The sequence below is a fragment of the Streptomyces sp. NPDC044044 genome, from assembly GCF_056434405.1.
This window is the reverse complement of sequence record NZ_JBWKFG010000004.1, coordinates 257,362-281,125: the sequence shown is the minus strand read 5'-3', so window position 1 is coordinate 281,125 and position 23,764 is coordinate 257,362. Positions and strand designations below refer to the sequence as shown.

26 protein-coding genes and 1 pseudogene are annotated in these 23,764 nt (G+C 69.7%); 11 read left to right on the top strand and 16 right to left on the bottom strand.

Features of this window, described 5'->3' with window-relative positions; all coding sequences use genetic code 11:
- Positions 1-42: 42 nt before the first annotated feature.
- Positions 43-210 (bottom strand): annotated as a pseudogene (locus AC07AG_RS17010) (GNAT family N-acetyltransferase); the annotation flags it as partial.
- A gap of 61 nt (positions 211-271) precedes the next feature.
- On the bottom strand, positions 272-874 hold the full coding sequence (locus tag AC07AG_RS17005; protein ID WP_478755880.1) for a hypothetical protein: 603 nt from the start codon (positions 872-874) through the stop codon (positions 272-274).
- A 130-nt stretch (positions 875-1,004) separates the two neighbouring features.
- On the opposite strand from AC07AG_RS17005, the gene AC07AG_RS17000 reads away from it, so the two are divergent.
- A complete protein-coding gene (locus AC07AG_RS17000) occupies positions 1,005-1,517 on the top strand; it encodes a GNAT family N-acetyltransferase (RefSeq protein ID WP_478755879.1) in 513 nt (170 codons plus the stop codon).
- A gap of 51 nt (positions 1,518-1,568) precedes the next feature.
- Here AC07AG_RS17000 and AC07AG_RS16995 read toward each other — a convergent pair whose 3' ends face one another.
- Positions 1,569-1,844 carry a DUF397 domain-containing protein gene (locus tag AC07AG_RS16995; RefSeq protein WP_478755878.1) on the bottom strand — a complete coding sequence of 92 codons (276 nt, stop codon included), beginning with the start codon at positions 1,842-1,844 and terminating at the stop codon, positions 1,569-1,571.
- Positions 1,826-2,659 carry a helix-turn-helix domain-containing protein gene (locus AC07AG_RS16990; RefSeq protein WP_478755877.1) on the bottom strand — a complete coding sequence of 278 codons (834 nt, stop codon included), beginning with the start codon at positions 2,657-2,659 and terminating at the stop codon, positions 1,826-1,828. The genes AC07AG_RS16995 and AC07AG_RS16990 overlap by 19 nt, the downstream gene beginning before the upstream one ends.
- A gap of 118 nt (positions 2,660-2,777) precedes the next feature.
- On the opposite strand from AC07AG_RS16990, the gene AC07AG_RS16985 reads away from it, so the two are divergent.
- From AC07AG_RS16985 to AC07AG_RS16975, 3 genes are read left to right on the top strand one after another with little or no spacing between them, the layout of a single operon-like run.
- A complete protein-coding gene (locus AC07AG_RS16985) occupies positions 2,778-3,014 on the top strand; it encodes a hypothetical protein (RefSeq protein WP_478755876.1) in 237 nt (78 codons plus the stop codon).
- A complete protein-coding gene (locus tag AC07AG_RS16980) occupies positions 3,011-3,232 on the top strand; it encodes a hypothetical protein (RefSeq protein WP_478755875.1) in 222 nt (73 codons plus the stop codon). The genes AC07AG_RS16985 and AC07AG_RS16980 overlap by 4 nt, the downstream gene beginning before the upstream one ends.
- 16 nt (positions 3,233-3,248) lie before the next feature.
- Complete coding sequence (locus AC07AG_RS16975; protein WP_478755874.1) at positions 3,249-3,872, top strand: DUF1266 domain-containing protein; 624 nt, start codon at positions 3,249-3,251, stop codon at positions 3,870-3,872.
- Positions 3,873-3,900: 28 nt separating this feature from the next.
- Here the strand turns inward: AC07AG_RS16975 and AC07AG_RS16970 are convergent, their stop codons facing one another.
- Complete coding sequence (locus AC07AG_RS16970) at positions 3,901-4,578, bottom strand: AIM24 family protein (protein WP_478755873.1); 678 nt, start codon at positions 4,576-4,578, stop codon at positions 3,901-3,903.
- A gap of 105 nt (positions 4,579-4,683) precedes the next feature.
- On the opposite strand from AC07AG_RS16970, the gene AC07AG_RS16965 reads away from it, so the two are divergent.
- The 3 genes from AC07AG_RS16965 (at position 4,684) to AC07AG_RS16955 (ending at position 7,830) form a co-directional block, all read left to right on the top strand.
- Positions 4,684-6,156: a membrane-associated oxidoreductase gene (locus tag AC07AG_RS16965; protein WP_478755872.1), complete on the top strand. Its 1,473-nt coding sequence runs from the start codon at positions 4,684-4,686 to the stop codon at positions 6,154-6,156.
- A 64-nt stretch (positions 6,157-6,220) separates the two neighbouring features.
- Entirely contained in the window at positions 6,221-6,973 is a 753-nt protein-coding gene (gene recO / locus AC07AG_RS16960; protein ID WP_361057986.1) for a DNA repair protein RecO, read from the top strand.
- A gap of 35 nt (positions 6,974-7,008) precedes the next feature.
- Positions 7,009-7,830, top strand: a complete 822-nt coding sequence (locus tag AC07AG_RS16955; RefSeq protein ID WP_478755871.1) for an isoprenyl transferase — start codon at positions 7,009-7,011, stop codon at positions 7,828-7,830.
- Between the two features lie 65 nt (positions 7,831-7,895).
- On the opposite strand, the gene AC07AG_RS16950 is transcribed toward AC07AG_RS16955, so the two are convergent.
- Genes AC07AG_RS16950 through AC07AG_RS16935 form a run of 4 tightly spaced genes read right to left on the bottom strand, consistent with a single transcriptional unit; the run spans position 7,896 to position 11,092 of the window.
- Positions 7,896-8,354 carry a Fur family transcriptional regulator gene (locus tag AC07AG_RS16950; RefSeq protein WP_478755870.1) on the bottom strand — a complete coding sequence of 153 codons (459 nt, stop codon included), beginning with the start codon at positions 8,352-8,354 and terminating at the stop codon, positions 7,896-7,898.
- 37 nt (positions 8,355-8,391) lie between these two features.
- A complete protein-coding gene (locus AC07AG_RS16945; protein ID WP_478755869.1) occupies positions 8,392-9,285 on the bottom strand; it encodes a metal ABC transporter permease in 894 nt (297 codons plus the stop codon).
- 2 nt (positions 9,286-9,287) lie between these two features.
- Entirely contained in the window at positions 9,288-10,097 is an 810-nt protein-coding gene (locus AC07AG_RS16940; protein WP_478755868.1) for a metal ABC transporter ATP-binding protein, read from the bottom strand.
- 32 nt (positions 10,098-10,129) lie between these two features.
- Entirely contained in the window at positions 10,130-11,092 is a 963-nt protein-coding gene (locus tag AC07AG_RS16935; RefSeq protein ID WP_478755867.1) for a metal ABC transporter substrate-binding protein, read from the bottom strand.
- A gap of 177 nt (positions 11,093-11,269) precedes the next feature.
- On the opposite strand from AC07AG_RS16935, the gene AC07AG_RS16930 reads away from it, so the two are divergent.
- Both AC07AG_RS16930 and AC07AG_RS16925 read left to right on the top strand, forming a co-directional pair.
- Entirely contained in the window at positions 11,270-12,649 is a 1,380-nt protein-coding gene (locus AC07AG_RS16930) for a glycine--tRNA ligase (protein WP_249590017.1), read from the top strand.
- A 94-nt stretch (positions 12,650-12,743) separates the two neighbouring features.
- Complete coding sequence (locus AC07AG_RS16925; RefSeq protein ID WP_478755866.1) at positions 12,744-12,950, top strand: hypothetical protein; 207 nt, start codon at positions 12,744-12,746, stop codon at positions 12,948-12,950.
- A gap of 22 nt (positions 12,951-12,972) precedes the next feature.
- On the opposite strand, the gene AC07AG_RS16920 is transcribed toward AC07AG_RS16925, so the two are convergent.
- The 5 genes from AC07AG_RS16920 to AC07AG_RS16900 form a co-directional block, all read right to left on the bottom strand.
- On the bottom strand, positions 12,973-13,554 hold the full coding sequence (locus AC07AG_RS16920; RefSeq protein ID WP_478755865.1) for a TetR/AcrR family transcriptional regulator: 582 nt from the start codon (positions 13,552-13,554) through the stop codon (positions 12,973-12,975).
- 24 nt (positions 13,555-13,578) lie between these two features.
- Positions 13,579-14,595 carry an aldo/keto reductase gene (locus tag AC07AG_RS16915; RefSeq protein ID WP_478755864.1) on the bottom strand — a complete coding sequence of 339 codons (1,017 nt, stop codon included), beginning with the start codon at positions 14,593-14,595 and terminating at the stop codon, positions 13,579-13,581.
- 93 nt (positions 14,596-14,688) lie between these two features.
- The gene (locus AC07AG_RS16910) at positions 14,689-15,123 is read right to left on the bottom strand and encodes a protein-tyrosine phosphatase family protein (protein WP_478755863.1); all 435 of its coding nucleotides are present in this window, start codon (positions 15,121-15,123) and stop codon (positions 14,689-14,691) included.
- 162 nt (positions 15,124-15,285) lie between these two features.
- On the bottom strand, positions 15,286-16,767 hold the full coding sequence (locus AC07AG_RS16905) for an MFS transporter (RefSeq protein WP_478755862.1): 1,482 nt from the start codon (positions 16,765-16,767) through the stop codon (positions 15,286-15,288).
- A 100-nt stretch (positions 16,768-16,867) separates the two neighbouring features.
- Positions 16,868-18,418 carry an MFS transporter gene (locus tag AC07AG_RS16900; RefSeq protein WP_478755861.1) on the bottom strand — a complete coding sequence of 517 codons (1,551 nt, stop codon included), beginning with the start codon at positions 18,416-18,418 and terminating at the stop codon, positions 16,868-16,870.
- Between the two features lie 101 nt (positions 18,419-18,519).
- On the opposite strand from AC07AG_RS16900, the gene AC07AG_RS16895 reads away from it, so the two are divergent.
- Entirely contained in the window at positions 18,520-19,443 is a 924-nt protein-coding gene (locus AC07AG_RS16895) for a helix-turn-helix transcriptional regulator (protein WP_478755860.1), read from the top strand.
- Positions 19,444-19,491: 48 nt separating this feature from the next.
- Positions 19,492-20,622: a tRNA dihydrouridine synthase DusB gene (gene dusB, locus AC07AG_RS16890; RefSeq protein ID WP_478755859.1), complete on the top strand. Its 1,131-nt coding sequence runs from the start codon at positions 19,492-19,494 to the stop codon at positions 20,620-20,622.
- A gap of 87 nt (positions 20,623-20,709) precedes the next feature.
- Here the strand turns inward: dusB and AC07AG_RS16885 are convergent, their stop codons facing one another.
- Entirely contained in the window at positions 20,710-21,984 is a 1,275-nt protein-coding gene (locus AC07AG_RS16885; RefSeq protein ID WP_478755858.1) for a cytochrome P450, read from the bottom strand.
- Between the two features lie 84 nt (positions 21,985-22,068).
- Complete coding sequence (locus AC07AG_RS16880; protein WP_478755857.1) at positions 22,069-23,367, bottom strand: glutamine synthetase family protein; 1,299 nt, start codon at positions 23,365-23,367, stop codon at positions 22,069-22,071.
- Between the last annotated feature and the right edge of the window lie 397 nt (positions 23,368-23,764).

Below are 23,764 nucleotides of genomic sequence, written 5' to 3'. Positions count from 1 at the left end.
GGGCGTCAGGTTCCGTGCCAGCCTCTCAGCGAGCCGGGAGTATTCCCGCAGCGTCCCTTCCCGCACGAATCCGATCTTCTCCAGAACGCGGGCAGATGCCACGTTGCGTGTATCGGTCTCGGCCTGGACTCGATTCAGGTCCAGCGTGTCGAATGCCCACTGCAGCAGGGCGTGCGCGGCTTCCGTCGCGTAGCCGTGGCCCCACATCGCAGTAGCGCATCACGTGGGTGCTGCTGTGCAGCGAGGGGTGGCCAAGGCGCAGACGGGGGAGCTACGCGTCGAGGTTCTCGCGGAGCGACTCCACGACGTACTCGGGGGAGAACTCCAGGAGCCAGTCCATGAACCGCAGGCCGTACTCGTCCCGTGCGCGGTCGATGACGGGATCGGGGTCCTCGGGTGCGGTGAGGCCGAAGGTCCGCTCCAGCCAGGCGAGATACTCCTCGTGCCCCGGGCTGTGCTCCTCGCCGACGTCCCACTCGTCCTGGGGGAGGTACCACTCGTGGTCCACGGCCAGCAGGCGCAGCAGGTCCCGCAGGCCGGACGCGACGACGTCGAGGTCGCCCTCGTCGCCGAAGAGGATGACGGGCAGCGTCGCGAGATCGGCACGGTCGTCGCAGCGCCACAGGGCGTAGAACGATCCGGAGCCGGTGGCCTGGGCGAACGGCACGAGCCGATCGAGGCGGGCCCGCAGCTCCGGGGTGTCGGTCATGTCCAGCCACTGGACGAGGCCGGCGTCGCGCCGCCCGTACTCGTACATCTCGAAGCCGTCGGCGAAGCCTGCCTTCCCCGGCCCGTCGTGGAACTCCTTGAGCAGATTCAGTTCGGGTATGGGTGAGTAGGCGTTGCCCATGGTGTCGTCCACGGTGTCTGCCACGGCATCTCCTCGGCGAGGGGCGGTACTGGACGACGGACGCTACCGCCCGGCACTGACAGCGACGGAAACGGCCGCCTGCCCGGACGAAAAGCCGAGGCGGCAACCGGTGGTCCGGGGCTAGGTTTCCGCCATGCCCGAACTCCAGCGCCTGCGCCCCGATCACGCTCCCGCCCTGCTCGCCTTCGAGCGCGAGAACCGCGAGTACTTCGCCCGGTCCGTCCCCGACCGTGGCGACGCCTACTTCGCCGAGTTCGACGCACGGCACGCGGCCCTGCTCGCCGAACAGGCCGCCGGGGCTTGCTACTTCCACGTACTGATCGATGGCGAGGGTGCGGTTCTCGGTCGGGTCAATCTCGTGGACGTCGCGGACGGCGAGGCCGAGCTGGGCTATCGCATCGCCGAGCGGGCCGCGGGGCGTGGCCTGGCCACGGATGCCGTGCGGCGGCTGTGCGGGGTCGCTGCCGCGGAGTACGGGATCACTGCCCTGCGGGCGGCCACCGATGCGGGGAACGCGGGGTCCCGGGCGGTGCTGGTCCGTGCGGGGTTTGTGGTGGTGGGGGAGGCGGACATGGACGGGGGCGGTGTTGAGGTCCGCTACCGCAGGGAGGGGTTGGGGCTGGGGCTGGGGCTGGGGCTGGTCTGAATTCCCTGCGGGTGCGTGGGGGCTGGTCGCGCAGTTCCCCGCGCCCCTGGGCTAGCTGGCGCTGACGCTCGCCACGAACGCGGACCAGGCTTCGGCGTGGACCAGCAGGGCTGGACCCTCGGGGTCCTTGCTGTCCCGTACCGGGACTATGCCGGGGACTCCGTCGGCCACCTCGACGCAGCTGCCGCCCTCGCCGTTGCTGTAGCTGCTCTTGCGCCAGCGGGCGGCGCCTACGAAGTCGTACGCGACCTCCACGCACTCGCCGCCGTTGCCGTCGCTGTAGGTGCTCTTGCGCCACCGAGCAGTGGTCAGGTCGTACTCGTGCATTGTCTGTAATCCTCAGCCGCCGATGCGATCAGGGCGAGGGACGCCTCCGGCGACAATGCGGCGGCCCTGAGCAGATCGTATGTCTCCTGGGCGCGCTTCACCATGACCGGGTCGTCCAGCAGATTCCCCGAAAATACGGCCTCTGTATAGGCCGTTGGCGGCGCGTCATCGAACTCCATGAGCCGCAGCGTCCCGTGGATGGCCGGGTAGGGCCCCGCAGAGAAGGGCAGCACCTGCACGAGCACCCGGCGCGTGCGCATCAGGGTTGCGATGTGCTCGAACTGCATCACCATGTCGGCCGGTTCGCCCACCTGCATGCACAGCACGTGCTCATGCAGGATGACCCAGAGCTTGGGCCTGTCCGGGTCCTGGAGGATGTGAGCCCGTTCCATCCGTGCCAGAACCTTCTCCTCGACGTACTCGTCCGAGGCGTACGGATTTGTGGCCACTGTCAGCGCTCGGGCGTATGGAGCGGTCTGGAGCAGCCCCGGCACCACCGCCGGCGCGAAGTCGCATACTCGCGTAGCCAGCGTCTCCAGCTCTGCGGCCTCCGCGAAATACTCCGCATACCGTGAATCATTGATCAGCTTGCGGCACATCCGCTCGAAAATACCGTCGGATTGCAGGGTTGCATCGATCCGCTGCGCAACATCCAACTGCGGTTTCCGAATAGCCTGTTCGAATTGCCCGATGTAGCCGCCGGAGACGAATACCCGCTCCCCCAGCTCCACCTGCGTCAGCCCCGCGTCCTCGCGCCGCCGCTTCAGCTCTGCCCCGAAGAACTCCCAGGCCGCCTGTCGCGAACCATTGGCCATGGCCAACCACCCTCCGCTGCGCAGCAGTTGTAGCGCACAGACTCCTGCCGAGTGTAGGTCGGACCCGTCACCATCGAGACACGAAGCGTGAAATCCGATGGGAAAGGGGATCCACGTCATGGCTGAAAGCAAGGCGCACTCGGCGCTATGCGTCGAAGAAGCGGAGGAGACCGTGAAAGAATTGCGTGCCGCACTCGCACGGGCCGGAATTATTCTTCCGTCATTGCGGATCGACCCCACATCCTGGGCCCGCGAGGCCCCCTGTCCGCTCATTGAATTGGGGGCGTGTTCCGTCGAGGTGGGCGCACGCCTCCTCGCGGTGCTGCCGCGCGGCGAAGGCGGGGGGTCGGCATGAACCTGTACCTGCCCATCGGCGTCTACGCCGTGGACACCCGCACCGGCCAGGTCGGCAGGGTCATGGGCCACGAAGGGCCCTACATCCAGCTCCGCCCCTTCGGCGGCGGACGGGAGTGGGACTGCGCGCCGGACGCCCTCAGGACCGCCACCGACTCGGAGCGGCTGCGCGCCGCGACCGCCTATGCCAATGCCCGAAGCCGGGGTGAAGTGCCGTGACGTAAGGTGCGGCGCCATGGCCATATGGAAGTGGAGCAAGCCGAGGGTCGAGTCCAAGTACCCGACACCGCTCACCATGCACCAGCTCTGGATGGTGTCGCTGAGCGCGCCGGTCAGCCGGGACAAGGACGCATCCCGGACGACCCTGTATCCGTTCACCCGCGTCGACGACGGCAAGGCCCAGAAGTGGCTGGCCGAGCAGTGGGAGATCACCGCGCCCGAGCAGCTGCTCGGGCGCCTGGGCGGACTGGCGAACACCGGCTACCGCGCCATGGCCCAGCGGCGTCTCGGCGTCGCACCGCTCGCCTGGGACATCGCGCTCTACGTGGACATCGCACGGCGCGGCTTCGCCTGCGGGATGCTGAGCGAGACCGACACCTGGAACCGGCTCAAGAACATCGTGCCGACGGTCGCGGGGACGTACGCCTCCTGGAAGGAGTACGCCGACCACTACCTCCTCGGCAGGCAGGTCTGGAAGGACAGCCTCAGCGGCACCCAGGACGAGAGCTTCCCCGCGCCCCAGGCCGCGTCCGACGCCCACCTCCAGTCGCTCCTGGACCCGGCGAACCGGACGAGCCCCTGGAACCTCGCCCTCTGGGAAGCGATCAGCCACCCCGACCGGGCCCGCCCCGCCCGCTAGAGCGACGTACGAGCTGGTGACGTACGCGCTAGTGCTGCTGCGGCTTCTGCGGGGTCACCTCGCTCGGCCGCACGATGACGTACCCCTCGCCCCGCAGCATCAGCTGCACCGCCTCGCCCGAACCGCCCCTGATCATGGAGCCGATGGACTGCGAGCGGTGCAGCGTGGTGTCCAGGTTCGCGGTCCAGCCGACGACCGCGTCCGTGTCGACGTACACCGGCTGCTGGGGCGAGACCGGGATCACCAGGGGATTGCCCTCGCAGACCAGGCCGAGCTGTCCGGCGCCCGTGAAGACGCTGTTGAACAGCCCGCCGCCGGTGATGCCCGCGCCCTTCACCGTCTTGATCTCGTACGACAGCGACGAGTCGAAGCACAGGACGTTGCGGCCGTTGACGGTGAGGACGTCACCCGGCTCTATGTCGACGATGAAACAGTTCTGCGCCTCGTGCGCGAACCACGCCTCGCCCTGGCCGCGCACCGCCATGAGCGGCAGCCCCTCGCCGGTCATCGCCCGCTTGAGCATGCCGCCGACGCCCTGGCCCTTGCGCTCGAACTGGAGGTCGCCGCGGTAGGCGATCATCGCGCCCTGCCGTGCGTGCATCTCGCCGTTGACCGCGTACTTGATGGACTTGGCGTTCTGCAGGGTCATCCCGGGGACGACGGACTGCTGCGCCATGTGCTCCGTGGAGAACAGCTCACTCTTCATGCGGGCATTTTGACAGGTGTGCGTGGTTCGTCCAGGGGAGTGGCGCAACAGGCGTAAGAGGAAGGTCAGTTGACACCTTCATCGCCCCGCGTCAGCATCGCGCCGATGGAGATCAGTGAGCTGACCCCTGCCGAGCGCCGCGTGTGGGAGGCGTTTCCGTGTGGCCGGACCGTCGACTTCCGGCCGCCGGGCGGGGGTTCCCCCGAGTCCGGGGCGGAGTGGGGGCCCGAGCGGACCGTGCGCGCCGAGGTGCTCCGTGCGCTGCTGCTCGGCGGGGAGCGCCAGGAGGGCGAGACCCCGGTGCTCCGGGTCACCGGGGCGCGGATCAGCGGGCGGCTCGACCTTCAGTACGCGGACGTGGCGGGCCCCGTCCACCTGTGGGCCTGCTACTTCGACGACGTGCCCGACCTGTACGGGGCGCAGCTGAGGCAGCTGTACCTGGGCCGGTCCGTGCTGCCCGGCCTGCACGCCGTCGCCCTGCGCGTCGACGGCTCGTTGCGCATGACCGGGTGCCGGGTCAGAGGGCCCGTCCGGCTCGGCGGGGCGAGGATCTCGGGGGCGGTGTTCTTCGACGGGGCGGAACTGGGGGAGGAGGGCGTGGCCCTCGGTGAGCCCGTCCTCGCGCTCAACCGCGTCACCATCGACGACGACCTCCAGGCCGCGGGAGGCCTCACCGCGCACGGCGTTGTCAGCCTCGCGGGTGCCGTCGTCTCCGGGAGGATCACCTTCGACGACGCGGTCCTCTCCGACCCCGGCGGCACGGCCCTGCACGCGTCGAACCTCAGCGGCGGTAGCGATCTGCACGCCATGCGCCTCACCGCGCACGGACGGGTCAACCTGAGGGGCGTCCGCATGCCGGGGCAGCTCAACTTCACGGGCGCGCGTCTCTCCAACCCCGGTGGCATGGCCCTGCGTGCCAGCAGCCTCGTGGTGGGCGAGTTATGGCTCCGCGACGCCGTCCGCATCGAAGGTTCGGTCAGCCTGCGGCGCTCCCAGCTCGACCTGCTGTACATAGCCCCGGAAGCCTGGCCGGACGAGGTCCACTTCGACGGACTGACGTATGCCATGCTCCACCCGCACGAGTCGGCCGAGCGCAGGCTGCAGGTCCTGGAGCGGGACTTCGACGGCTACGTGCCGTACTCGTACGAGCAGATCGCCGCCGCGTACCGGCGCATCGGCGACGACGCGTCCGCCCGTACGGTCCAGCTCGCCAAGCTGCGCCGCCACCGCCGAACGCTCGCCCGGTGGGCCAGGGCCTGGGGGTACCTCCAGGACGCCACCGTCGGCTACGGCTTCCGCCCCGCGCGCGCGGCCCTGTGGCTGTTCTCCCTGCTGCTCGTGGGTTCCGTGGCGTACGCGGCACACCACCCGCGCGCACTGAAGCCGGACGAAGCACCCGCCTTCGACCCGTTCTTCTACACCCTCGACCTGCTGCTCCCCATCATCGGCTTCGGGCAGGAGCAGGCGTACGCGGCGGAAGGGGCGTACCAGAAGCTCTCGTACGCCCTGATCGTCACCGGCTGGACCCTGGCGACGACGATCGCGGCGGGCATCACGCGGGCCATCAGCCGGCAGTAGAGGCCGACGGGGACGATCGGGCACCCCGGCCACGGGTGTCGGCCCCGTACGCGAGAATGGGCCCATGAGCCTGTTCCGTGATGACGGCGTCGTGCTGCGCACCCAGAAGCTGGGTGAGGCGGACCGCATCATCACGCTGCTCACCCGCAGCCACGGCCGCGTCCGTGCCGTCGCCCGCGGGGTGCGGCGCACCAAGTCCAAGTTCGGGGCGCGGCTCGAACCCTTCTCCCACGTCGACGTGCAGTTCTTCGCGCGCGGCAGCGAACTCATCGGCCGCGGCCTGCCGTTGTGCACACAGAGTGAGACCATCGCTCCGTACGGTGGCGGGATCGTCACGGACTACGCGCGCTACACCGCGGGCACGGCCATGCTGGAGACGGCGGAGCGCTTCACCGACCATGAGGGCGAGCCCGCCGTGCAGCAGTATCTGCTGCTCGTGGGCGGCCTGCGGACCCTCGCCAACGGCGAGCACGAACCGCATCTCATCCTCGACGCGTTCCTGCTCCGCTCCCTCGCCGTGAACGGGTACGCACCCAGCTTCAGCTCCTGCGCGAAGTGCGGAATGCCCGGTCCGAACCGGTTCTTCTCCGTCGCGGCGGGCGGCTCCGTCTGCGTCGACTGCCGGGTGCCCGGCAGCGTCGTACCCTCGTCGGAAGCCCTCGGCCTGCTCGGTGCGCTGCTCACCGGGGACTGGGAGACGGCGGACGCGTGCGAGGCGCGGCATGTCAGGGAGGGCAGCGGGCTCGTTTCCGCCTATCTGCACTGGCACTTGGAGCGCGGACTCCGCTCGCTGCGGTATGTCGAGAAGACCACGTAAATACGTAAGCACAGCTAGGTAGGAGAGAGCCCCCCATGGCACGACGCGGAATCCTCGGACGGTCCCGCCGTGAGTACAAGGTCCCCGAGCGGCACCCCTCGGGCGTCACGCCGCCGAAGATCCCCGGCGAGCTGGTGCCCAAGCACGTGGCGATCGTCATGGACGGCAACGGGCGTTGGGCGAAGGACCGGGGACTGCCGCGCACCGAAGGGCACAAGGTCGGTGCCGAGCGCGTCCTCGACGTGCTCCAGGGCGGCATCGAGATGGGCGTCGGGGCGATCTCGCTCTACGCCTTCTCCACCGAGAACTGGAAGCGTTCCCCGGACGAGGTGAAGTTCCTGATGAACTTCAACCGCGACTTCATCCGCAAGACCCGCGACCAGCTGGACGAGCTCGGCATCCGGGTGCGCTGGGTGGGCCGGATGCCCAAGCTGTGGAAGTCGGTCGCCAAGGAGCTGGAGATCTCCCAGGAGCAGACCAAGGGCAACGACAAGCTCACCCTGTACTTCTGCATGAACTACGGCGGCCGCGCGGAGATCGCGGACGCCGCGCAGGCGCTCGCCGAGGACGTGAAGGCGGGGCGGCTCGACCCCTCCAAGGTCAGCGAGAAGACCTTCGCGAAGTACCTGTACTACGCGGACATGCCGGACGTCGACCTCTTCCTGCGCCCGAGCGGTGAGCAGCGCACCTCCAACTACCTTCTCTGGCAGAGCGCTTACGCCGAGATGGTCTTCCAGGACGTGCTGTGGCCGGACTTCGACCGCCGTGACCTGTGGCGCGCCTGCCTCGAATACGCGTCGCGCGACCGCCGCTTCGGCGGGGCGATCCCGAACGAGCAGCAGATCGCCGACAGTTAGCCGTCCGTACGTGAGGGGCCCCCACCGTCAGCGCGACGGTGGGGGCCCCTCTCACGTACGTATGGCTACTGCTTGCTCGCGCACTCCGCGCACGTGCCGAAGATCTCGACCGTGTGCGCCACGTTCACGTAACCGTGCTCGGAGGCGATGGCCTCGGCCCACTTCTCGACCGCAGGGCCCTCGACCTCGACCGCCTTGCCGCACACCCGGCAGACCAGGTGATGGTGGTGGTCGCCGGTGGAGCAGCGGCGGTAGACCGACTCGCCCTCGTCCGTGCGGAGCACGTCGACCTCGCCTGCGTCGGCGAGGGACTGGAGCGTCCTGTAGACCGTGGTCAGGCCCACCGAATCGCCCTTGTGCTTGAGCATGTCGTGCAGGTCCTGCGCACTGCGGAACTCGTCCACCTCGCCCAGGGCCGCCGCCACAGCGGCGCGCTGCCGGGTGGATCGGCCTCGTACCGGGGGTCCCGCAGCCGTTGTCACAGGTGCCTCCTCAACTGAAAAATCGCACGATCGCCCGCACATCTGTCATATCCCGTCGGGCCATTGTGCCAGCTCGCTCTCAGACGGTGACCTCGTCCGCCGGGCGCCGCGCCTCGGGGACGTCCGCCGTGCAGGTCGCGTCGGCGGCCGTTACGGCCCGTGCGCGCCGGCGCGCCAGGGGCGTCGCGAGCGCCGTCAGGACGACGAAGACGCCGATCGCCATCAGGACGATGGTCGCTCCGGGCGGCACGTCCTGGTAGTACGACGTGGCCGTGCCGGACAGGGTCACGGCGGTGCCGATGACCACCGACAGGATGAACGTCACCTTGAACGAGCGGGTGATCTGCTGGGCCGCCGCGACCGGCACCACCATGAGCGCGCTCACCAGGAGCAGGCCCACGACGCGCATCGCGACGGTGACCGTCACCGCGGCCGTGACGGCGATCAGGAGGTTCAGGGCCCGGACCGGCAGCCCGGTCACGCGCGCGAACTCCTCGTCCTGGCTCACCGCGAACAGCTGCTTGCGCAGGCCGACCGTGACCAGGACCACAAAGGCCGCGAGCAGGCAGATCGCCGTGACGTCGGAGTCCGAGACCGTCGAGAGCGAGCCGAAGAGGTACGAGGAGAGGTTCGCGTTCGAGCCGGTGTCCGAGAGGTTGATCAGCAGGACACCGCCCGCCATGCCGCCGTAGAAGAGCATCGCGAGCGCGATGTCGCCGCGCGTCTTGCCGTACGCCCTGATCAGCTCCATCGTCACCGCGCCGACGACGGCGATCAGCGTCGCCATCCACACGGGGCTGGAGTTGAGCAGGAAGCCGAGGCCGACACCCGTCATGGCGATGTGGCCGATGCCGTCGCCCATCAGGGCCTGGCGGCGCTGGACGAGGTAGATGCCGATGGCGGGGGCCGTGATGCCGACGAGGACGGCGGCGATCAGCGCCCGCTGCATGAATTCGGTCTGGAGGATTTCCATGATCAGGTCAGCAGTCCCGTGCGGATCGGCTCGTGCTCGTCGGCCGAGTGCGGATGTACGTGGTCGTGGCCGGGCAGCGCGTGCTGTCCCGTGGCCTTGGGCGGCGGACCGTCGTGCGTCACGCAGCCGTCGCGCAGGACGACCGCGCGGTCGATCAGCGGCTCAAGGGCGCCGAGCTCGTGCAGGACGAGCAGGACGGTCGTGCCGGCCGCGACCTGCTCGCGCAGGGTCTGGGCGAGGATCTCCTGGCTCGCCAGGTCGACGCCCGCCATCGGCTCGTCCATGATCAGCAGCTCGGGCTCGGAGGCGAGCGCGCGGGCGATGAGCACGCGCTGGTGCTGGCCGCCGGAGAGTGCGCTCACGGAGTCCTTGGCGCGGTCGCCGAGGCCGACGAGCCCGATGGCCCGGTCGACCGCCGCGCGGTCCGCCTTGGTCGCCCAGCCCAGCTTCGACAGCTTCGTACGCGAGAGACGCCCGGCCGACACGACCTCGCGGATCGTCGCGGGCACGCCGCTCGCGGCCGTCGTGCGCTGCGGTACGTAGCCGATGCGGGCCCACTGCCTGAAGCGCTTGAGGGGGGTGCCGAAGAGGCTGATGTCGCCGCCGGTGAGGGGGACTTGGCCGATCACGGAGCGGACGGCGGTGGATTTGCCCGAGCCGTTCGCGCCGAGCAGGGCGACGACCTCACCGCGCTTGACGGTGAGGTCGATGCCGCGCAGCACCGGGCGCGCGCCGAGGGTGGCTGTGGCCGCCCTCACGGATATGACGGGCGGGACGGACCCGGGGTCGTCCGTGGCTTCCATGGCTCCCATGGCGTGCGCCTCCGATGCTGCTAGCCGTGCGTTCACTTCGCGCCGAGGGCCTTCTCGAGCGCGGCGAGGTTGGACTCCATGACCCCTACGTAGTCATCGCCCTTGGACTTGTCCGTGATTCCCTCCAGGGGATCGAGGACGTCCGTCGTGAGGTTCGCGTCGGTGGCGAGCGTCTTGGCGGTCTTGTCGCTGGCGAGGGTCTCGAAGAACACCGTGGAGACGTCGTCCTTCTTCGCGATGTCCTGAAGTTCCTTGATGCGGGCGGGGCTCGGGTCCGACTCGGGGTCGACGCCGGCGATGCCCTCCTGGTCCAGGCCGTAGCGCTCGGCGAGGTAGCCGAAGGCGGAGTGCGTGGTGATGAAGGTCTTGGTCTTGGTGTCCTTCAGGCCGTCCTCGAACTTCGTGTTCAGCGCGTCCAGCTTCTTGACCAGGGCCTTGGTGTTCTTCTTGTACGCCGCCGCGTGGTCGGGGTCGGCCTTCTCCATCGCCTTGCCGACGCCCTCGGCGACCTCGGCGTACTTCACCGGGTCGAGCCAGATGTGCGGGTCGGCACCGGCTTCGCCCTCTTCGGAGTGCTCTTCGTCCTCGTGGCCGTGGTCGTGGCCGACCCCGGTGCCGTGCTTCTCCAGCTTGGTGAGCTTCGCCGCATCCACGGTGTTCTTCACGCCGGACTGGCCGATGGCGTCGTCGACGGCGGGCTGGATGCCCTTGAGGTAGAGGATGAAGTCCGATTCGCCGAGCGTGGCGGTCTGCTTCGGGCTGAGCTCCAGGTCGTGCGGCTCGACACCCGGCTTGGTCAGGGTGTCCACGGAGACGTGGTCGCCGCCGATCTCCTGGGCCAGGTACTGCATGGGGTAGAACGACGCCGTCACGTTCAGCTTGCCGTCGCCGTTCTTGTCCGCCGCGCTGGAGGGCGAGCAGGCGGACAGGGCCGTGAGGCCGAGAACCGTGGCGGTGGCGACGGCGGCGGTGGGTATCAGGCGACGTACGTTCATGACACTCATTTTCAACAAATCTGGAAACGATTGTCAACTAGCCGTCCGATCTGTGCTGGATGTGCGGTGGATGCACCGCGGAACCGGGGTGGACCGGCAACCGATTTGATTAGGGGGGTAAGGCCGCCGGTAACCTGAAGCATTCGCTTCGCCCACCGTCGTAATGAAGAGAGCACCGTGGCCGCCGACAAGATCGACAGCATCGTCAGCCTGAGCAAGCGCCGTGGCTTTGTTTACCCGTGCAGTGAGATCTACGGCGGCCAGCGTGCCGCCTGGGATTACGGGCCGCTCGGCGTCGAGCTCAAGGAGAACCTCAAGCGCCAATGGTGGCGCTACATGGTCACTTCGCGTGAGGACGTCGTCGGCATCGACTCGTCGGTGATCCTGGCCACGGAGGTCTGGCAGGCCTCGGGTCACGTCGCGACGTTCTCCGACCCGCTGACCGAGTGCCTCTCCTGCCACAAGCGCCACCGCGCCGACCACCTGGAAGAGGCGTACGAGGCCAAGCACAACCGTCCGCCGGAGAGCCTGGCCGACGTCAACTGCCCGAACTGTGGCACCAAGGGCCAGTTCACCGAGCCCAAGCAGTTCTCCGGCATGCTCTCCACGCACCTCGGCCCCACGCAGGACAGCGGCTCCATCGCCTACCTGCGCCCCGAGACCGCGCAGGGCATCTTCACCAACTTCGGCCAGGTCCAGCAGACTTCGCGCAAGAAGCCGCCGTTCGGCATCGCGCAGATGGGCAAGTCCTTCCGCAACGAGATCACGCCCGGCAACTTCATCTTCCGGACCCGCGAGTTCGAGCAGATGGAGATGGAGTTCTTCGTCAAGCCGGGCGAGGACGAGAAGTGGCAGGAGTACTGGATGGAGCAGCGCTGGAACTGGTACACCGGCCTGGGCCTGCGCGAGGAGAACATGCGGTGGTTCGAGCACCCGAAGGAGAAGCTCTCCCACTACTCGAAGCGCACCGCTGACATCGAGTACCGCTTCCGCTTCGGCGGCAGCGAGTGGGGCGAGCTGGAGGGCGTCGCCAACCGCACGGACTACGACCTCTCCGCGCACTCCAAGGCCTCGGGCCAGGACCTGTCCTACTTCGACCAGGAGGCCGGCGAGCGCTGGACTCCGTACGTCATCGAGCCCGCGGCGGGCGTCGGCCGCACCATGCTCGCCTTCCTCCTCGACTCCTACATCGAGGACGAGGCCCCGAACGCCAAGGGCAAGCTGGAGAAGCGGACGGTCATGCGCTTCGACCACCGCATCGCGCCGGTGAAGGTCGCGGTCCTGCCCCTTTCGAGGAACCCGGAGCTGTCGCCCAAGGCCAAGGGCCTCGCGACCGCCCTGCGCCAGAACTGGAACATCGACTTCGACGACGCCGGTGCCATCGGCCGCCGCTACCGCCGCCAGGACGAGATCGGCACGCCGTACTGCGTGACGGTCGACTTCGACACCCTGGACGACAACGCGGTCACGGTGCGCGAGCGTGACTCGATGAAGCAGGAGCGGGTCTCCCTCGACCAGATCGAGGGCTACCTCGCCTCGCGCCTGGTGGGCTGCTGATCGCTGCCCCCGCTCGGCGTTGGCTGAGTGAAGCTTGAAAGAAGGCCCCGGTTCCGCATAGGGAACCGGGGCCTTCTGCTGCACACTGTTCGCCATGCCTTCGATGACCACGAGCAAGGTCTGCAGATGGGACCAGCACGGGCGCGAGCATGTCGTGCACGTGCAGAAGTCAGGTGTGCAGCGGCAGTTGAGCTGCGACACGTGCGGATGGGGGAAGCGGGTGCAGTTCCTGCCGTGGCTGAAGGCGGAGGAGCATCTCGCCGATGAGCACCAGGCGACGGTGGATCCTTCGGTGCCCTGAGGCCTGGGCTCGGTGGCTTTTCCTAGCGGCGCAGGCCGCGTACGACCAGGTCGACCACTGCCGTGAAGGCGGATTCGATGCCGGGCTTCGACCACTCGCCCGCGTAGGCCGGGTCGTGGAAGCGGTTGGTGGCGTCGAAGACGGCGCGGGCGGTGGATGTGGCGTCGCTTGCCGTGAACGCGCCCTGGGTGACGCCCTCTTGGATGATCGTGGCGAGCTGGTCGGTGAGGTCCGTGATGTGGCGGTCCACCACTCCGCTGTTCTCGCCCGTCAACACCGTGTACGTGGCGAACAGTTCGGGGTCGTCGCCCGCCTTGTGCTGCTTGGCGGCGAACAGGCCCGCCAGCCACTGGCGCAGTTTCGTCTCGGGGGGCTCGGCGGCGGACACGATGCCCGACAGGGACTCGGAGGTGCGGTCCAGCCAGCGCTTCGTGACCGCCTCGCGCAGTTCCGCCTTCGTACGGAAGTGGCGGTAGACCGTGCCATGGCTGACCCCGAGCGCGCGGGCCACGTCCACCACGGTGGCCTTCGCCGCGCCGTGGCGGCGCAGCATGTCCTCTGTGGCTTCGAGGATGCGCTCGGGGGTCAGGGTGCCGGTTGCCATGACAGTGACCGTACCCGGGGGCGATCAGTGCTCGCTGTCGAGGTGCGCCATCTGTGCCTCGGGGTAGCGCGCGCCCGCCACGGCGTCCGCGGGCACCGCCTGCTCGATCGCGGCGAGGTCGGCCTCGTCCAGCGTCACGTCGAGGGCGCCGAGCGCCTCGGTGAGGCGGTCGCGGCGGCGGGCTCCGACGAGCGGGACGATCGCGGCGTCGTGCCGGGGGCCCTGCGCGAGGACCCAGGCGATGGCCGTCTGCGCGACGCTGACGCCCTTCTGCTCGGCGACCTTGCGCAGGGCGTCGACGAGGTCGAGGTTCCGGTCGAGGTTCTCGCCCTGGAAGCGGGGACTCATCGCCCGGAAGTCTCCCGCTCCCAGCTTGCGGTCCCGGGTGAAGTGGCCGGAGATGAGGCCGCGGGAGAGCACTCCGTAGGCCGTGATCCCGATGCCGAGCTCGCTGACGGTCGCCAGGATCTGCTCCTCGATGCCGCGTGAGATGAGGGAGTACTCGATCTGCACGTCGGAGATGGGGGCGGTGGCCGCGGCGCGGCGGATGGTGTCGGCGCCGACCTCCGAGAGCCCGATGTGGCGGACGTGCCCCTTCTCGACCAGCTCGGCGATCGCGCCGACGGTCTCCTCGACGGGGACGTCGGGGTCGAGGCGGGCGATCCGATAGACGTCGATGTGGTCGACGCCGAGCCGCTGGAGCGAGTACGCGGCGAAGTTCTTGACGGCCGCGGGCCGCCCGTCGTACCCGGACCAGCCGCCGTCCGGGTCGCGCAGGGCGCCGAACTTGACGCTGGTGAGCGCCTGTTCGCGGCGCGCGGCGGGGGCGGAGCGGAGGGCTTCGCCGATCAGCATTTCGTTGTGACCCATGGCGTAGAAATCGCCGGTGTCGATGAGCGTGACGCCCGCTTCGAGGGCGGCGTGGACGGTCGCGATGGACTCCGCGCGGTCGGCTTCGCCGTAGAGCGCGGACATGCCCATGGCGCCGAGGCCGAGGGCGGAGGACTGGGGGCCGGTGGTTCCGAGGGTGAGAGTACGCATGCGTTCACCATGCCATGACAAATGACAGATTTCAATATCTGTCATTTGTCATCCGTCACCTGTCACTCGTCCGTAGAGCCGACATTCCTTGCCCTACGACGGCCCGAACCGCCGCACGAACCTCTTCTGCCACGGTGTCTCCACCGCCCGTGGCGCATAGTGCTCCCGCACGTACGCGACCGCCTCCGTGCTCGGCACCCCGTCCAGTACCGCGATGCACGCCAGTGCCGTCCCCGTGCGTCCCAGGCCGCCGCCGCACGCGACCTCGACCCGCTCCTTCCCCGCCCGCTCCAGCGCCTCGCGCAGGGCCGCGGTCGTCGCCGGGCGGTCTGTGGGGAGGCGGAAGTCCGGCCAGTGGACCCAGTGGGACTGCCACTCGACGGCGGGTGGTTCCTTGCCCAGGAGGTACAGGGCGAAGTCGGGGGCCGGGCCTTCCGGGAGGGGGTGGCGGAGGCCTCGGCCGCGGATGAGACGGCCCGAGGGGAGCCGTAGTACGCCTGATGCGGTGGGGTCCCAAGTCGCGGTCATGGCGTGAGGGTAGTTTCCGGCGGCGGGCAGGCACCGCCCGTTCTCAAGGGCGGCTCAAGGCCGCGCTCAAGGACGTACCTAAGGCTGCGCTCAAGGCCGCGCTCAAGGCCGCGCTCAAGGCCGCGCTCAAGGACGTACCTAAGGCTGCGCTCAAGGCCGCGCTCAAGGCCGTGCCGAGCGCCGATCCGGGCGGGCCGTGTCCGTGAGCGGTCCCTGCGGCATGGCCTCCAGGCGTTCCGCCGTCCGCCGTGCCGTCTCCCTCGCCCAGTGGCCGCTGGTCAGGGCCCCGAGGAGCAGGACCGCGAGGCCGCAGCCCGCGATGATCCACCAGGCGGGGCGGCTCGCCTCGGTGAAGACGGCCGCGTACGACGAAGTGCCCACCCCCGATGCCAGGACCGCGCCGATGACCGCGACGCCCAGGGTCTGGCCGATCTGGCGGCTCGTGGAGGCGACGGCGGCGGCGACGCCCGCCTGGGAGCGGGGCATTCCGGAGACGGCGGTGTTGGTGATGGGGGCGTTCACGAAGCCGAAGCCGAGGCCGAACAGGACGTAGCCGAGGAAGAGCGTCGCGTTCGTCGTCTCCGCGTCGAAGGCGGCGAAGAGAACCCCGGACGCCGTCATCGCGACCCCCGCGACCAGGAGCGGAACGCGCGGGCCCCGGCTGCCCACCAGGCGGCCCGACAGCGGGGCACAGATCAGCGTCATCGCGGCCATCGGCAGCATCCATACGCCCGCGTGCAGGGCGTTCAGACCCCTTACGTTCTGGAGGTAGAGCGTGGAGAGGAAGAGGAAACCGCCCAGCGCGGCGAAGGCGCTGATCGCGATCACCGTCGCGCCGCTGAACGGCGCCGAGCCGAAGAAGCGCAGGTCGATGAGGGGGTCGGTGCGGCGCGGCTCGTAGGCGAGGAGGCCGAGCAGGGCCAGGAGCGCCGCCGCCGCGAACGTGATGGTCAGCGGGGACGTCCAGCCCGCCGTCGGGGCCTCGATGATCGCGTACGTCAGGGCGCCGAGCAGCACCATGACCAGGAGCTGGCCCACGGGGTCAGGGCGGCGCGGCTTGGGGGCGCGGGACTCGGGGACGTACCGGATGGTGAGGAGCAGTGCCGCGACGCCGACCGGCAGGTTGATCCAGAAGATGGACCGCCAGCCGACGGTGTCCACCAGGAGGCCGCCCACCAGCGGGCCCGCAGCCATGGAGATGCCGACCACCCCGCCCCAGACACCGATGGCGCGGGCCCGTTCGGCGGGCTCGGTGAACGTGTTGGTGATGATCGACATCGCGACCGGGTTGAGCATGGAGCCGCCGACCGCCTGAAGCATGCGGAAGGCCACGAGGGACTCCAGGTTGGGCGCGAGGGAACAGGCCACCGAGGCGACCGTGAAGATCACCAGGCCCACCTTGAAGATCTTCCGGCGCCCCACACGGTCCGCCGTCGACCCCGCGAGCATGAGGAGCGCGGCGAGGACGAGGGTGTAGGCGTCGATCGTCCACTGCATGCCCGCGATGCTGGTGTCGAACTCCCGCGCCATGGAGGGCAGGGCGACGTTCAGGACGGTGTTGTCGAGGCTGACGATGAGCAGGCTCATGCAGCAGATCGCGAGGACGAGCATGCGTCGGCGGTGCGTCAGCTCTGGCGGGGGCATGGGTTCGACGGTATCCCGGCCAGCTGTACGTCGCTCCTGTGGGCCGTGGGCCGTGGGCCGTGGGTCGTACGGCGGCTCTCCCGTGGTCGCCCCACCCCCCTCAGCCGAGCCTGCGCGGCAGCCGCAGGCTCAGCAGTGCGAGCCCGACGAGCCCGGTCAGTTGCACCGCGAGGACGATCGCGAACGCGTTGCGCATGCCCAGGCCCGGCACCATGGCAAGGAAGAGCGAGCCGAGCGTGGCGACGCCCATGGCCAGGCAGGACTGCTGGACCGTCGCCGCAAGACCGCTGCCCGCGCCCGCCTTCGCGGCCGGCACCGCGGCGAGCACGATGCGGAAGTAGAGGGCGAGCTGCACACCCTGGCCGAGCCCGCACAGGGCGAGTCCGGGGGCGAGGACGAGCGGGCTCAGCGCCGACCACGGCGTCCACAGCACCGTGAGCGCGAGGATCGCCAGGCCGACGGCGTGCACCAGGGCGCAGGCCGTCAGCGCACGGCTGCCGAGCCGTGTGACCAGTCGCGGGGCGAGCATCGACGCCGCGAACTGCGCGACACCCATGGGGATCAGGGTCAGCCCGGACTTCAAGGGGCCGAATCCCAGCCACTGCTGGAGCGTCACCGCGCTGACGAACATCCAGCCCGCGAAGCCGGTGAAGATGGGCAGACCGATGGTGAGCCCCCTGCGCACGCCGGGTTCGCGCAGCAGCGACGGAGGCAGCAGCGGGCTGCCGCCGGTGCGTTCGGCGCGCAGCTCGACGCGGACGAACGCCCAGGCCAGGAACGGTGAGGCGACCAGGAGCAGCACCGACCACAGGGGCCAGCCCGCCGCCCGTCCCTCGGTCAGGGGCAGCAGCAGCGCGATGAGGGACGCGGCGAGCAGGAGCGTGCCGCCGATGTCGCTGCGGCCCGGCTGCTCGGCCCGGCTGTCCGGCACGGAGCGCACGGCGCAGAGCAGGGCGGCGACGGCGACGGGCGCGTTCACCAGGAACACCGCGCGCCAGCCGGTGCCCGCGAGGTCGGCGGAGACGAGGACGCCGCCGAGCACCTGGCCGAGGATGATGGAGATGCCGCCCACCGAGCCGTAGAGGGCGACCGCCTTCGTCCGCCGCTCGCCCCGCGTCGTCGCGTGGATGGTGGCGAGCACCTGCGGCAGCATCAGCGCCGATGCCGCGCCCTGGGCGATGCGCGCCCCCACCAGCCACCAGGCGCCGGGCGCAAGCCCGCAGGCCAGCGAGGTCACGCCGAAGGCGGCGACGCCCCAGAGGAAGAGCCTGCGGCGTCCGTACGTGTCGCCGAGCCGCCCGCCCAGTACGAGCAGCACGGCGTACGCGACGGCGTAGCCCGCGACGACCATCTCCAGGGTGGCGGGGGCGGCGCGCAGGTCGTGTTCGATGCTGGGCAGGGCGACGTTGACGATGAAGAAGTCGATCATCGGGAGCGCGGCGCCGAGCAGGATGGTGACGAGGCCGAGCGGGGTCAGGGCGGCAGGGACCGGGGGACCGGACCCGGCCCCGGACCCGGCCCCGGACCCGGACCCGGAACCGGCCCCGGTGTCCGCCGTGCCCGACGTGTCCGCCGTGGCGGATGTGGGCGATGCGGTCGATGTGGGCGACGTGGGCTTGAGGACGTGGGCCGTGGAGTTCGTGAGGTTCACGAGTACGACGTTCGTCGAACCATCAGCCAGGTACCAGAGTCTGCTTATCCTGGTACCCGTACTACCTGGAAACAGGCTCGGGGTACGGGCAAGCTGGTTCCATGGACACCGCAGCGCCGGCGAAGACCGACCGTATCCGACGCAGTGAGCTCGCCGACTTCCTGCGCAGCCGCCGCGAGCGCATCACGCCGGAGCAGGCGGGCCTGCCCCGCGGCCCGCGCCGCCGCACGCCCGGCCTGCGCCGCGAGGAGGTCGCGCATCTCTCGACGGTCGGCGTCACCTGGTACACGTGGTTGGAGCAGGGCCGCGCCATCCACGTCTCGGCCCAGGTGCTCGACGCGCTCTGCCGCGCCCTGATGCTGGACGCCGGTGAGCGCGCCCACCTCTTCCAGCTCGCGGGCACCGCCGACCCCTCACCGGCCGCCGAGATCGCGTCCGTCCCGCAGGGCCTCCTGCGGATCGTCACCCAGCTCGAGCCGTACCCGGCGTGCGTGCAGAACTCCCGCTACGACGTCCTCGCCTACAACGCGACGTACGGCAACCTCCTCACCGACCTCGACGTGCTGCCGCCCGAGGACCGCAACTGCATGTGGCTGACCTTCACGCACCCCGCCTGGCAGGCCGCCATGGAGGACCGCGAGGAGACGATGCGCCGAATGGTCGCGAGGTTCCGGGCGCGGATGGCCGGGCATCTCGCGGACCCGGCGTGGAAGACGCTGCTCAGGAGGATGCGCAAGGCGTCGCCCACCTTCTGCGAACTGTGGGAGCGGCACGAGGTGATGCAGGCGGTGGATCAGTCGAAGCGGTTCAACAATTCGCTCGTGGGCCCGCTGCATTTCACGTACCACGGGCTGTGGCTCGGCCCGGCCGAGGGCCCGCGCCTGGGTACGTACGTCCCGGCGGACGCGCGCTCGCAGGCGGCCACGGAGGAGCTGCACCGCCTGGTGAAGGCCGGGCGCGTGGGCAGTCGCATGGACGAGGGACGAACCGGGCGCGTGGGCAGTCGCGCGGATGAGGGACAATAGGAGGTCTGCCCCCGCCCCACCCCGCTCGTCCCGGAGGAACCCCGCGCCATGGAGCCTCAGCTGCAGATCGGCCCGCACGCCGTGCGGCCACCCGTCGTGCTCGCCCCCATGGCGGGCATCACGAACGCGCCGTTCCGCACCCTGTGCAGGGAGTTCTCCGGCGGCAAGGGCCTCTTCGTCAGCGAGATGATCACGACGCGCGCCCTGGTCGAGCGCAACGAGAAGACCATGCAGCTGATCCACTTCGACGAGACCGAGAAGCCCCGGTCCATCCAGCTGTACGGCGTCGACCCCGCGACGGTCGGCAAGGCGGTCCGCATGATTGCCGAGGAGAACCTCGCCGACCACATCGACCTGAACTTCGGCTGCCCCGTACCCAAGGTCACCCGCAAGGGCGGCGGCTCCGCGCTCCCGTACAAGAGGCCCCTGCTGCGCGCGATCCTGCGCGAGGCGGTCGCCGGGGCCGGTGACCTGCCGGTCACGATGAAGATGCGCAAGGGCATCAACGACGAGCACATCACCTTCCTCGACGCCGGCCGCATCGCCGTCGAGGAGGGGGTCACGGCGATCGCGCTGCACGGCCGCACCGCCGCCCAGCACTACGGCGGCACCGCCGACTGGGACGCCATCGCCCGCCTCAAGGAGCACGTCCCCGAGATCCCGGTGCTCGGCAACGGCGACATCTGGTCGGCGGCCGACGCGGTCCGCATGATGAAGGAGACCGGCTGCGACGGAGTCGTCGTGGGCCGCGGCTGCCTCGGCCGCCCCTGGCTCTTCGGCGACCTGGTGGCCGCCTTCGAGGGCACGGGCGCGCCCAAGGCACCGGACCTGCGCGAGGTCTCGAAGGTCATGCTCCGCCACGCGGCACTGCTCGGCGAGTGGATCGGCGACGAGGCGCGCGGTGTCATCGACTTCCGCAAGCACGTGGCCTGGTACCTCAAGGGTTTCGCGGTCGGCTCGGAGATGCGCAAGCGCCTCGCGATCACCTCGTCCCTGGCCGAACTTGAGGACGGGCTCGGCGAGTTGGACCTCGACCAGGGGTGGCCGACGGGCGCGGACGGACCGCGCGGCCGTACGTCGGGCAACAACCGCGTCGTCCTGCCGGACGGCTGGCTGAAGGACCCCTACGACTGTGCGGGCATCAGCGAGGACGCGGAGCTGGACACCTCCGGCGGCTGACCTTCACCGCGGCGTCACGGTGAGTCGACCTTCACCGCAGCATCACGGTGAGTCCACCTTCACCGCAGCGTCACGGTGAGTCCACCTTCACCGCAGCTTCACGGTGACCGGCAGCTCCTTGATCCCGTTCACGAAGTTCGACCGCACGCGCCGCACCTCGCCGGTCACCCGTATGTCCGCGAGCCGCGGCAGCAGCTCCTCGAACATGATCCGCATTTCCAGGCGGGCCAGGGAGTTGCCCAGGCAGAAGTGCGGGCTGCCCTTGCCGAAGGTGACGTGGTCGATGTTCTCGCGCGCCACGTCGAAGCGGTACGGATCCGGGAACACATCCGCGTCCCGATTCCCCGAGGCGAACCACAGCACCACCTTGTCGCCCTCCCTGATCAGCTTGCCGCCGAGCGATACGTCACGGGTCGCCGTGCGCCGGAAGTGGTAGACGGGCGAGGCCCAGCGCAGACACTCCTCGACTCCGCCCGGGATGAGCGAGGGGTCGGCGGTGAGCCTGGCGCGCTCGTCCGGGTGGTCGATCAGCGCGAGCATGGAGTGCGAAATGGCGTGCCGTGTGGTCTCGTTGCCCGCGACGACGAGCAACAGGAAGTAGTTGTCGAAGTCGGTGTCGGAGAGCGGGACACCGTCCTTGGGCGAGCTGTTGACCAACGTACTCACGAGATCGGTCCCGCCGCCCCCGCGCCGCTTGGCGGCCAACTTCCTTCCGTACTCGAAGACTTCGAGCGCGGCGGGCGAACGGAACGGCAGATCGCGATACTGCTCGCTCTCCGCGCTCTCGAGGAGCACATCGGCGTAGTCGGGATCCGTGTTGCCGATGATGCGGTTGCCCCAGTCGATGAGCTGCTGGGTGTCCTCCTCGGGGACGTCGAGCATCCGGGCGAGCACATTGATGGGGAAGTCCGCCGAGACCTCCTTCACGAAATCGAAGGTCCCCTTGGGGAGCGCCGCGTCGAGGGTGCGGGCCGTGAGCCCGCGCAGGAACGTCTCGTACGTCGCGACCGCGCGCGGAGTGAACTGCTTCTGCAGGATCAGCCGCATCGCCCGATGCCGCATGCCGTCGGTCTCCAGGAGGGAGCGGCGCAGGGCGATGTAGTCCTCGTCGACCTCTTCGAGATTCGTGAACCGCATCGAGGTGAAGGTCTCCGGGTCGCGGTCCACACGCACGATGTCCTCGTGCCGGGTGACCGCCCAGAAGCCGGAGTTGGGCGCGGGCTCGGGCTGCCAGTGGACGGGGTCCTCCCGGCGCAGCACGTCGAACATCCGCCAGGGCAGTGTGCCGTCGGTGAACTTGTCGTTGTCGGCGAGGTCGACGTCGGCGAGGGGGAGGGCCGCGGGGCCCGTGACCGTACTCATGGGACGTACTCCTACTCGGATCTCGGGCGGGCGGGCGGGCGACGCGGTCGGGCGAGGAACGGGGATGAGGCTTCGGCTGAGGCATCAAATAAGAAAGGCGTACTCCGTGAACTCCCAGTCGGTGACGTGCTGTTGGAAGCGTTCGATCTCATTGCGCTTGTATGTGAGGAAGGCGTCGGTGAACGCCGCGCCCAGGAGCCCGGTCAGTGCTTCGTCGGCTTCCAGGGCGTCGAGCGCGGCGCCGAGTGTGACGGGGAGGCGGGGCGCGGAGTCCTCCTGGTAGCCGTAGCCCTCCAGCGGGGCGGGCGGCTTCGACTTGTCGCGGATGCCGAGGAGCAGGGCGGCGACGGTACCGGCGATGACGAGGTAGGGATTGGCGGAGGCGTCGCCGAGCCGCAGTTCGAGCCGGGTCCCGGCTCCCCTCTCGGGCGGTATCCGGAGCATGGCGCTGCGGTTGTCGAGCCCCCAGTCGATCAGCCAGGGGGCGAGGGTGTCGGGGCCGAAGCGCTTGTAGGAGTTGATGGTGGGGTTGAGCAGGGCGCTGAGCGCGGGCGCGTGCCGCAGGAGTCCGGCGATGGCGTGCCGGGCGGTCGCGGAGAGGCCGTCGGATGCCGCAGGGTCCTCGAACACGTTGCGCCCGGCGTCGTCGACCAGCGAGAGGTGCAGATGGAAGCCGGATCCGCCGAGCCCGTTGAACGGCTTGGCCATGAAGGTCGCGAGCCGACCCTCGCGGCGGGTGGTCTCCTTGACGGCGGCCTTGAAGCGGAAGGCGCGGTCGGCGGCGTCCAGGGCGTCGGAGTGGCCGAGGTTGATCTCGAACTGCCCGCCGTCGAACTCGTGGTTGCCCGCGATGACGCCGATGCCGAGGCCGTCGAGACTGCGCAGGGTGTGCAGGAGGTGGCCGTCCGGGTCCCCGCGCCGGCCCGCGCTGTATACGTTGCCGGTGGCGCCGCCGTACGCGGACCACCCCGAGGGGGTGGCGGGGTCGGCCTCGCACAGAAAGTATTCGAGCTCGGGGCCGACGACAGGGGTGACGGGGCTGCCGGTGTGCTCCTCGGCGCGCTCAAGTACCCGCCGCAGCAGGGCGCGTGGCGACTCCGGGGCGGGCTCGCCGGTGGTGGGATCGAAGGTGTCCCCGAGGCACCAGGCGACGCCGGGCTCCCAGGGCAGGGCCTGCAGGGTGGACAGGTCGGGCCGTACGGAGACGTCGGGGAGCCCGGCGTCGAGCCCGCCTGCGACGGGGACCACGTCGCCCTGGGGGCTGGTGTGGTAGACGGCGCGGCAGAAGGAGAGGCCGTGGGTGCAGGCGCTCGGCAGGTGTCCTACGAGGATGTCCCTGCCGCGGTCGGCCCCGATGAGGTCGGGGTAGATGACGCGGACCACGTCGATGCCTTTGGTTCGCAGGGCTTCGACTGTCTCTGGGGCTTGGTCTTTCCTCGGGGTTGCGCTTGCTTCAGTCACCCGGGTTCCAGCCTTTCCGCGGGGCGGATCGGGGTTATCGTTTGAGACCAAACGATAGGAAGCTCTCGGGGGCTGCGCAAGCCCTCCCGGGGGGTTTGGGGGGTAACTGGCTTGGTGCCGCCGGGCCTTGACTCCCGCAGGGACCTCTCCCGCCCACCCGCCCGTCACCCCGCAGCCTCACCTGCACCGAACGGGCCTTCCCGCCCACCCGCCCGTCACCCCGCAGCCTCGCCTGCGCCGAACGGGCCTTCCCGCCCACCCGCCCGATTGCCCCGCGGTGCCAAGGGGGGGTGGGTGAGGAATGCGCAGACGGGGCTGG